Genomic DNA, 9,745 nt, shown 5'->3' with positions numbered 1-9,745 from the left:
ACACCGCCCTCGGCATGCCTGTCACTGAAGCTGTGGGATAGCTCTGACCGGGAGAAGGGCAACCTCGGCCATCACCCGATTTGTGCAACAGAGCCGGTCCGACGCCCCAGATTTCCCCGATGGGAATGCGTCGCATCACAAAGTCCCGCACCTCCGGGTGCATCAGGTTGCAGACGCCCCCAAAGATCGGGTTCTTCTTGGCGGCGACGTTCGCCAGCTTGGCGAGGGTCTTGGTCGGGCCGATGCCGACGCAGGTCGGGATGCCCGTCTCGGTCCTGACGGCCTCGCGCATCCGGGCGGCGTGAGCTTCCATCCGGTCGCCAAAGCCCGACAGGTCCACAAAGGTTTCGTCGATCGAATACGCATCGAGGCGTGGCGAATATCCGTGCAGCACATCGACCACGCGACGGCTCATGTCACCGTAAAGCGTGTAGTTCGAGGACAGCGCCCTGACGCCGTGACGCTGCATGAGGTCACGGATCTTGAACACGGGCGCGCCCATCCTGATCCCGAGGGACTTGGCTTCCTCGGAGCGGGCGATGGCGCAGCCGTCATTGTTCGACAGGACAATGACGGGAATGCCGCGCAGCGAGGGATCGAACAGCCGCTCGCAGGACACATAGAAATTGTTGCAGTCGATCAGGGCAATCGGCTTGTCGGAGGCCGGAAGCATGGTCCTATTCGACGGGCAGGCGGCGCACCACGCCTGCCACCACGCCCCAGATCTCGGTCGTCTCGGACACTGGGATCGTCTCGTAGACGTCGCTGCGGGCGCGCGGATCCAGAAACCAAGACCCATTCCTCTTGGTGAGCTTCTTGACGGTGATCTGCCCCTCGACCAGGGCGAGGACGATGCGCCCGCTGCGCCGCCGTCCGGCCCGGTCCACCGCGATCAGGTCGCCGTCGAGGATGCCCTCGGCCTCCAGGCTGTCGCCGGAGACGCGCCACCAGAAGGTCGCGTGCTCGTGGCGGACGACCCATTTCATCGGGTCAACGGTTTCCTCAAGATCGTCGGCCGCAGGTGAAGGAAAGCCTGCCGGCACCCGCACCGAGGCCAAGGGCATGTCGCGCGGGATCAGGGTGATGGGTAGGGGGTGCAGATGAAATGACATGGCCTGAGAACAATAAGGGAACAATGGGCATTGTTCCCAGACCCGCCTGTTCGTCAAGACGTGTCCTGTCGGGAAGATCCAGCACTCACGCGGACATCCTCACCATCTTCCTTCTTCCCGGCTGTCGAGACAGGAAGAGGAACAGGCTGTTGCCCCAAGCGGCTCGCCCCCTTTGGTCCTGGAAGACACCTCCGGCTCACAGCTGCCGAGCCGCAAAGGGCTGCGCTTGGAATAGCTGCCCGCGACCCCGCGTCAGCGACCAAAATTCGCAGGTCCCAACACAGATACAGCCTGGCTCAAAGGAATCCCGCGCCGCGGCTCGGACGAGAGCCCGAGTCGAAAGAGAATGCCCTTCGATTTTCCGGAGAGAGGGAAAAGAGGTTTCAGCCATTGATCTGGCTTTTCGGCAGAAAATATATGAGCTACGAACTTTCCTCATTTTCTGAACCGATCAGAAACCGCATGGAGTGCAGGATAATGGATGGAAACGGACACATGTCACATTGGTCTCAAGCCTTCGAGGCCATGGACCTGGACGCATTGAAGGAGATGCGGAAGACCATCGACCGGGCAATTTCGGGCTATGAGACCCGGAAACGGAAAGAAGCGCTGTTAGCGCTTGAACAGGCAGCCAAGGAGCATGGGTTCAAGTTGTCCGATCTCGTGGTCGATCAGAAACCCGGCAAGAGCAGGAGATCCAGCGAGGCTGGAGCAGAGGCAGCCTATGTGAATCCTGAAAACCCGGACGAGACCTGGAGTGGCCGGGGACGGCGCCCGCGATGGGTCAATGACGCTCTGGCGGCCGGCCGGGCTCTGGAGGAGCTGAAAGCGCAACCCTGACAGAAGGAAAGGGAGCTACACCCGCCTCTCCCTTTCCTTCTTTTGCTCTGGCGCCAGTCGGCGCAAGAGAGAGGAGGAATGGCTGAGACTGACGAGCGGGTTGCCCTGCATCAGCTGCTCGCGGCTGCGATCCGCTCTTGCGAACTCGAGATCGCCCGCATGAACGCTGCGATCCGGCTTCTGGAGAAAGCCAAACGGCAGCGGATCGAGAACGCCTATGATGAGGGCGAACGCTGGCTTGGTCTGGCGACGGATGAGTTCATCCGGATGGTCGATGCACTGGTGGTGCTGACTAGGCAGAACACCCCCGTTCGTCGGACCTTCGGATAGAAACGCCTACGACCTCAATCGGCCCTGAGTGCCTTTGTTCATTCTGCCGCTGCCACGACCACGTCAGCCGGGGCGAGGGCTTCGTGCAGTAGCGCTTCAAGGAGGCGGGCGCGGGTGGTGTCGGCGGTGGTGAGTGCGGCCTCCAGCCGGTCGCAGAGGGCCATGAGGGCATCGACCCTAGCCACGATGCGGTGCTGTTCGGCCAACGGCGGGAGTGGGATGGGTGAGCTTGTGAAATACTCAGTTGGAACGCGTTTCTGACCCGCAGTGCCGGTCATCTTCGGGATGCCGGTTTCTATGAAATATGGGCTCTTGAGGAGCAAGACAATGTAATCAGCATCCACAATGAGCGGGCGGACTACGTGCAATTCGGTTGTCCCCGCACCGATAGATCCGGCTAGGTTGCGAAACACCGTCGATTTGCCGTTCTCAAAGCATGGTGTGATCTTGGCCAACCCGACATCGCCCTCCGCGAAATGAGTGTAGCCCTTCTTAATGTCGCCCCACGGCCGCCGTTCGTGCCCATTTATCACCCTATAGTCTGCAGCGATCATGGACATCGGAACGAAAGATGCTTCGATGTCGTCGTTGGCCTCATTACGCGGACTAATTATTCCAAGCTCTGAGATCTGCGTCCATGTCCATCCGAGCGGCACAGAGAACGGCAGATCATCGCGTTCAAAAAGAGAAACGACCCTCGACTTCCTGATCTCCCCCGCCTTCACCAGCCGCGCCTTCTCCGCCGCGATCCGCTTCAGCAACTCCGAGGCCGGTTCGTCGCCTGCATCCTGCGCCACCAGTTTGCCGCGGACAGCGAGGTCTAGGATTGTCTGGCGGAGGGATTTGATCTGGTCGGCGCGGGCGGTGAGAACGGGGAACGTGTCGAGCGCGAAACGGGCGTGGTTGGGGAACTCGGCTGGGTCGGCGTCAGGTGCGGTCAGGCGGGCGAGGCTGGCGGTGGTCAGCCGATCGCGGGTGGCCTCGCGCGCGGTGCGGGCCGCCTCCAGCCCGTCCAGCAGCGCCATCAGCTCCTCCACCTTCGCCACGATCCGCCGCTGCTCGGCGAGGGGAGGAAGGGGGACGGCGAGTTGCTCCATCTTTTCCTTGGTCATGTGGACCATGGAGATTCCGTGACCGGCTTCTTTGATCTCGCGTGTTTTCTGGAGCAAGAACAGATATAGAAACTGCTTGTTCAAGTCAGCCTTGCTGAAAAGCGGCAGTTTCCAGATGTGATAATGGTAGATAACCTTAGGCCCATTCCAGATGAACGGTCCGAATGAGGCAGACCACGCGTAAATCAGATCGCCTGCGTCGCAATATTTATCGGCCTCAAGTTCAAGGTTCGAGTAATACCAGTGATCCGAAGTGAATAGATTGCCCACGCGAAGTACCGGCGTCCCTTTGGCGAGAAGCTCGGGTTTTCTGTAGGCTCGGCCGTTTACTACTCTGACCAGATCCGACAATCTGGCGTGAGACCATCCGCTTGGCAGATCAAACGAGACCTCCGTGAGCGAAGCGTCCGCCGGCTTCTTTTTCCCGCTCCGGCCAGTTTGCGGTACCTTGCCTCGCACAGCCGCAATTCGCTTCAGCAACTCCGCCGCCGGTTCGTCGGCGGGATCCTGCTCTATCAGTTTGCCGCGCACGGCGAGGTCCAGCACGAAGCGGCGCAGGCGCGCGATAGCGTCCGGCGCCTCAGCCACCTTCTCGTAAAGGGCGAGAAGCCGTTCCGCGTTCATCGGGCAAGTGCCCCGGACAGAATCGCCTTCAACTGGTCGCGGATTACCGCCACTTCGGCCTCGGCGGCGGTCAGATCCTCCAGCAGCGTCTCGGGGTCGCCGTGATCCTCGGCCACCGTGTGGGGGTTCTTGATGTCGAGGCTGTAGCCGCGGGCCTTCACCTCTTCGGCACTGACCTTCCACGCACGCTCGGTCTCAACCCGTCCCTCGCGCTGCGCCCCGCCCCACCAAGCGGCGCAATCGGCCAGATGCTCCAGCCGGATGGGCCGGGTCATGGAATAGGCCTTCTGCCCCTCGGGCACGCGATGTTCCCAGAACCAGATGTCCTGCGTCGGCGCCCCCTTCTCGAAGAACAGCAGGTTTGTGCCGATCGAGGCATAGGGGCGGAAGACCGAGTTCGGCAGGCGCACGATGGTGTGGAGGTTGCACTCCTCCATCAGGTGCTCCTTGAGTCGGGTCTTGACGCCCTCGCCGAACAGCGAGCCGTCGGGGAGGACCACCGCCGCGCGGCCGCCGGGCTTCAGCAGGCGGATGATCAGGGCAAGGAAGAGGTCGGCTGTCTCGCGCGTGCGGAAATGCTGGGGGAAGTTCGACTCGATCCCGTCCTCCTCGCGCCCGCCGAAGGGCGGGTTGGAGAGCACGATATCCACCCGCTCATCCTTGCCCCAAGAGATGTAGGGGCGCGCCAGCGTGTTGTCGTGGCGGAGGAAGGACGGGTCCTCGATCCCGTGCAGCAGCATGTTGGTGACGGCGAGCATATGGGGAAGCTGCTTCTTCTCCACCGCCCGCAGGCTGGCCTGCATCGTCGTCTCGTCCTCGGGGCGCTTCACGTAGTGTTCGCGCATGTGGCGGATGGCGCAGGTCAGAAAGCCGCCCGTGCCGCAGGCCGGGTCGAAGAGGATCTCGCCGGGCGTGGGATCGATCTGCTGGGCCATGAAGGCCGTCACGGCGCGCGGGGTGTAGTATTCCCCCGCGTTTCCGGCCGACTGCAGGTCGTTCAGGATCTGCTCGTAAATGTCGCCGAAGTGCTGGCGCTCGGACAGGTTGTTGAAATCGATACTGTTGATGCGGTTGACCACCTGCCGCATCAGCTGGCCGGATTTCATGTAGTTGTAGGCATCTTCGAACACACCGCGGACCGTGCGGGCTCGGGGCGTCAGGGAGGCAAGGTTCTTCAGCGTCGGAAAGAGATCGTCGTTGATGAAGGCCAGCAGTTCCTCGCCGGTGATGCCCTCAGGGTCAGCCGCCCAAGCGCGCCATTGCAATTGCTTTGGGATCGGCGAGCGGTAGCCGTCCTTGAAGAGTTCAAGCTCCTGGTCCTGGTCATCGATGATCTTGAGAAAGAACATCCAGCAGAGTTGGCTGATGCGCTGCGCATCGCCATCAACGCCGGTGTCCTGACGCATGATGTCCTGGATGGATTTTACGAGAGTGCGGACGGACATGGGTCAGGCAATTTCCTTGTAGAGTTCGGATTGCAGGTCGTGAACGGCCTGCTGATAGCCGGGCCTGCCGCCGAAGGCGCGGACCAGCTCGGTAGGTGTGCCGATGGTCGAGAACGGCGCAATCCGCAAGACGCTTGCGTCATCGAGGTTGAGGACGCCTTCGTCCGCATATTTCGCGAGCAAGCCGTCAAGGACGGCACGGGCCTTGTCACCATAGCGGGTGAAGACGTCGCGCTTCCTGACGTTATCGGCCCGCTCACGCCGGGTCAGCGGCTTGGCATCAAAGGCCACGTGGCAGATCAGGTCAAAGGGGTCGAGGTCGCGGCCCAGTTCCTGGACAATGAGGTTAAGGGGCAGGCCCTCCTCCTCCAACTCCTCGACCAGGGCCTGCTTGCGCTCGGCGCTGTTCCAGCGCCTCAGGAAGCCATCGAGGCTTGCAAAGCGCTTGCGCAGCGCACGCTTGGTGAAGTCGCGCAAGGACTCCGTAACAAGCCGACCGTTCTCGTCGAGGTATTCCACCCGCTCGGCGACGATGCTGGCGCTGATGCCATCGACATAGGTCTTTTTCCGAGGCTCACCTGGAGGCGGGGGCAGGACAGGTTCATCGACGATGGTCTCGTTCTCGTCCGGCTCATCGGGGAGCGGGGCACCCTCCTCGTCGGTCGGCGGGACCTCTGGCGGATCGACAGGCTCGTCCTCGTTGGGCTCGTAGATCTGCACCGGCTCGCCGTCGAACTCCGGGTCCGCGAAATGGCTGCTCGCGCCGCGGAAGTCGATCAGCGTGAAGTAGTATTTGCGCGTGTCCTCGTGCACACGAGTGCCGCGGCCGACGATCTGCTTGAACTCGGTCATGGAGCCGACCTCGCGATCAAGCACAATCAGGCGGCAGGTCTGGGCATCGACGCCGGTCGACAGCAGCCGCGATGTGGTGACGATCACAGGGAACCTAGACTCGGGGTCGATGAAGTTGCCGAGCTGCGCCTGACCTTCGGCATCGTTGCCGGTGATCCGCATCACATAGCGCGCGTTCTCGGCCACGAGATCGGCGTTTTCGTTGATCAGGGCCTGGCGCATGCGCCCGGCGTGTTCCTGGTCCACGCAGAAAACGATGGTCTTCTGGTACCGGTCTCCGCTTTCCTTCAAGAACTGGGTCACGCGCTGCGCAACGAGCTTTGTGCGCTCATCAAGGACCAGGGTGCGGTCGAAGTCCTTGCTGTTGTAGATGCGGTCCTCGACCTCTTCTCCGTCGCGGTCGAGCTGGCCCTTCTCGGGACGGTATCCTTCCACGTCCCGGTCGATATGGACCTTGACCACCTTGTAGGGCGCCAGGAAGCCGTCGCGGATACCCTGCTTGAGCGAATAGGAGAATACGGGCTCACCGAAGTAGGCGATGTTGGAGACGTATTTCGTCTCCTTGGGCGTGGCGGTCAGGCCGATCTGTGTGGCGGACGAGAAATACTCGAGGATCTCGCGCCAGGCCGAGTCCTCGGCCGCGCTGCCGCGGTGGCATTCGTCGATCACGATGAGGTCGAAGAAGCCCGGCGAGAACTCGCGGAAGAGCTTCTGCCGCTCCTCGGGCCCGGTGATGGCCTGGTAGAGGCCGAGATAGACCTCGTAGGAAGTGTCGATGCGGCGCTTGCTGTCGAGCGCAACAGTCAGGTCTTCCGTGCTGCCGTCATGCCGCTCGATGGTCTTTGCGTTAGTCGAGAGCTTGGCCATGGTACCGCCGAAGGGGCGGAAGTCATTGACCATGGTTTGGTCGATCAGCACATTGCGGTCAGCCAGGAACAGGATGCGCTTCTTGCGGCCGGCCTTCCACAGCCGCCAGATGATCTGGAAGGCAGTATAGGTCTTGCCCGTGCCCGTCGCCATGACGAGCAGCACGCGACCCTGTCCCTTGGCGATGGCCTCGATGGCTGCGTTGACAGCATTGACCTGGTAGTAGCGGGGTGCCTTTCCGCTGCCGTCATCGTAGTAGTCCTGAAGGACGGCTTTCTCAGCCTCAGCGTCCAGCCCCTTCCAAGCGCAATAGCGCGTCCACAGCTCGTCGGGTGAGGGAAAGGCATCGAGCGCCAGCGTCACCTCGCGCGGATTGCTGGCACCGGTTCGGTCGTGAAAGACAAAGCCGTCGCCATTTGACGAGAACACGAAGGGGATGTTCAGCGTCTCCGCATAGTCGAGCGCCTGCTGGATGCCATCGCCGATGCTGTGGGAATTGTCCTTGGCCTCGATGAGGGCGATGGGGAGGTTAGGCTTGTAGGAGAGGATGTAGTCGGCCCGTTTGGCCTTCCCGCGGGTGACCAGCTTGCCACGCACAATAATCCGGCCCTTGGTGAAGCTCACCTCTTCCCGGATCTGGGCGATTTCGTCCCAGCCAGCTTTGCGCAGGGCAGGGGTGATGAACTTGGTACAGATGTCGCGTTCCGAGAAGCTTCGCATGTCCATGTCGATCAGGCGCCTACCAGGGGATCCCAAGGATTGATCACGCGGATGCCGCAACCTTCGAAGTCACTCACGTTGCGCGTGACCATGGCTGCGTCATGAGCGCGGGCCGTGGCCGCGATCTGGCAGTCGGGAAAACTGATCGGCTGGCCAGCGGCGCGTCGCTCCAGGAAGATGGCAGCAAACGCGACAGCGGCGGCGCTGTCGAAGGGCAGCACCCGACCGGCGAAATCTTCCAGGATCATGGCGTCGATCTCTGCCATCAAGCGGTCGCGGCGCTTGCCTGCGGGCAGGAGAGCCGCTCCGCGCCGCAACTCGGCTTCTCCCACCGCGCTGAGATGCAGATCAGCCGCGTCCTGTTGGCCGAACCAGTCCAGAACGGCCGGAGCAGGATCCGGGCGCATCAGCTCCGAAATCACATTGGTATCGATCAAAAGCATCGCGGCCGCGTATCAGTCGAAGCGGGGTGCTTCAGGCATCGGTTCGCGCGGCGGCAGCTCGAGTTCCACCCCGCCCAAGGCTGCGAACCTGCGGTGGATGACCTCGCCTAGGTTCCCAGGGCTCACCGTCTTCCCGACAGCCCGGCGCAGGATTTCCCGCGCTTCCTCTTCCATGGAACGGCCGTGCTCGGCCGCTTGGACCCGAAGGCGATGCTTCAGACTGTCGTCGAGATTGCGGATGGTGATACTCGCCATGTCAGGTTCCCTTCATTCGCCTGATCGTAAGCATTGATTGCATCGCAATCAATGCTCTTCGACCACTACCAGTTACTCTGCCGCTTCAAGATCGCCGACTTCCAGATCGATCAGGTCTTCGGTGGGTTCCTCAGCAGGGACGCCCCGCAGGATCGGCTTGCCTGTTGCGGCCTCGATCAACGCGAGTAGAGCCTCTTGGCGTCTTGCCATGAAGCCCTCGAAGTCGTCGCTCCGAAGCAGACTTGGTTCGATAAGATGACTTTGCAGATGTGTATCGATGGCAGCGTCTGAAATCGCGCCCTGCTTCGGTAGCCGGGCCAGGTAACTTGACGGAGCATCCCCACCAAGGATCCGATTGGTTTTCGAACTGAGAGGCGTCTTGTTGATAATGGTATCGTAACGCTCGCGGGGGATACGCTGCTTCTGGCACCAGGAACGCGGAAACACATGATGGATATCCACGGCCTCATCGAAATAGCTTGCCTGGTTAAAGGTCTGTCCTGAGAGGAAATCTCGGGCCTGCTTGTGCATCAGCAAGGCATGGATGCCCTTGTAGGCAGCCGACAGGCGGGAAGTCATGCTCTTGAGTCGCTCTGGGCGGAAGGCGGAGTCCTTCACTGTTGTCGGCTCGGGCCCACCATCGATCCAGGCAAGAACGTCCATCAGATCCTTGGCGAAACGTGTCTCGATTGCACCTCCGTAAAGTTCTCCAAATACTCCGCACCAATACCATTGAGAAAGTTTCTGCCGAACGACCTCTTGGTTCCAGCGTTCGCCTAGAGCAGTCAAGATAGCCGCTAGCGGAACCAGCTGCGACTGGTAGGGAACATCCTTGAACCAGAAGATATTCTGACTGAACAGAAACTTTCCGGCCTTTATGAAACCATCTTCCAGCGCAGGGGCATAGCGCTTGTAGGCCGCAAGAGGTACGCCAAGCACGGTATCTCGCGTACAGCTGACTGCGGGTGCTTCGCCTGACCGTTCTTCAGCTATATGCGCGAGGCGCCGGTCACGTGTGTAGAGGAGCGCCAGTGCCTGAAAAAACTCTGTAGTCGGCTCTGAACAACCGTGTCAGGCGGCTAATACTTCCCTGTGCAGGGTTCTTTCGGGCCAAATCCTCGCCGCAATCAGGTGAAGCAATAGGG

The 9,745-nt window shown here is 61.2% G+C and carries 10 protein-coding genes; 2 read left to right on the top strand and 8 right to left on the bottom strand.

Annotation, left to right across the window (positions count from 1 at the left end):
- Both DPQ23_RS14755 and DPQ23_RS14750 read right to left on the bottom strand, forming a co-directional pair.
- Nucleotides 1-673, bottom strand: a 673-nt coding sequence (locus DPQ23_RS14755; RefSeq protein WP_476704034.1) for a Y-family DNA polymerase, incomplete at its 3' end; no start/stop codon positions are given.
- 4 nt (nucleotides 674-677) lie between these two features.
- Nucleotides 678-1,112, bottom strand: coding sequence for a LexA family protein (locus DPQ23_RS14750; RefSeq protein ID WP_112875533.1), 435 nt, complete (start codon nucleotides 1,110-1,112; stop codon nucleotides 678-680).
- A gap of 417 nt (nucleotides 1,113-1,529) precedes the next feature.
- On the opposite strand from DPQ23_RS14750, the gene DPQ23_RS14745 reads away from it, so the two are divergent.
- The gene (locus DPQ23_RS14745) at nucleotides 1,530-1,952 is read left to right on the top strand and encodes an H-NS histone family protein (RefSeq protein ID WP_240602833.1); all 423 of its coding nucleotides are present in this window, start codon (nucleotides 1,530-1,532) and stop codon (nucleotides 1,950-1,952) included.
- Between the two features lie 78 nt (nucleotides 1,953-2,030).
- Nucleotides 2,031-2,282, top strand: a complete 252-nt coding sequence (locus DPQ23_RS14740) for a hypothetical protein (protein WP_112875531.1) — start codon at nucleotides 2,031-2,033, stop codon at nucleotides 2,280-2,282.
- A gap of 38 nt (nucleotides 2,283-2,320) precedes the next feature.
- Here the strand turns inward: DPQ23_RS14740 and DPQ23_RS14735 are convergent, their stop codons facing one another.
- The 6 genes from DPQ23_RS14735 to DPQ23_RS15565 all read right to left on the bottom strand — a co-directional run bounded on the left by DPQ23_RS14735 (nucleotide 2,321) and on the right by DPQ23_RS15565 (nucleotide 9,539).
- Nucleotides 2,321-4,018, bottom strand: coding sequence for a restriction endonuclease subunit S (locus DPQ23_RS14735; RefSeq protein WP_112875530.1), 1,698 nt, complete (start codon nucleotides 4,016-4,018; stop codon nucleotides 2,321-2,323).
- Complete coding sequence (locus DPQ23_RS14730) at nucleotides 4,015-5,463, bottom strand: class I SAM-dependent DNA methyltransferase (protein ID WP_112875529.1); 1,449 nt, start codon at nucleotides 5,461-5,463, stop codon at nucleotides 4,015-4,017. Before DPQ23_RS14730 ends, DPQ23_RS14735 begins: the two co-directional genes overlap by 4 nt.
- A gap of 3 nt (nucleotides 5,464-5,466) precedes the next feature.
- Entirely contained in the window at nucleotides 5,467-7,908 is a 2,442-nt protein-coding gene (gene hsdR / locus DPQ23_RS14725) for an EcoAI/FtnUII family type I restriction enzme subunit R (protein ID WP_112875528.1), read from the bottom strand.
- Between the two features lie 5 nt (nucleotides 7,909-7,913).
- The gene (locus DPQ23_RS14720) at nucleotides 7,914-8,345 is read right to left on the bottom strand and encodes a type II toxin-antitoxin system VapC family toxin (protein WP_112875527.1); all 432 of its coding nucleotides are present in this window, start codon (nucleotides 8,343-8,345) and stop codon (nucleotides 7,914-7,916) included.
- 12 nt (nucleotides 8,346-8,357) lie between these two features.
- A complete protein-coding gene (locus tag DPQ23_RS14715; RefSeq protein ID WP_112875526.1) occupies nucleotides 8,358-8,600 on the bottom strand; it encodes a FitA-like ribbon-helix-helix domain-containing protein in 243 nt (80 codons plus the stop codon).
- A gap of 72 nt (nucleotides 8,601-8,672) precedes the next feature.
- Nucleotides 8,673-9,539 carry a hypothetical protein gene (locus tag DPQ23_RS15565; RefSeq protein WP_162630787.1) on the bottom strand — a complete coding sequence of 289 codons (867 nt, stop codon included), beginning with the start codon at nucleotides 9,537-9,539 and terminating at the stop codon, nucleotides 8,673-8,675.
- Nucleotides 9,540-9,745 lie beyond the last annotated feature (206 nt).

The organism is Paracoccus endophyticus (assembly GCF_003286075.1).
In the GTDB taxonomy this organism is placed as follows: Bacteria; Pseudomonadota; Alphaproteobacteria; order Rhodobacterales; family Rhodobacteraceae; genus Paracoccus; species Paracoccus endophyticus.
The sequence above is the reverse complement of the archived record's forward strand: the minus strand, read 5'-3'. Positions and strand labels throughout refer to the sequence as shown.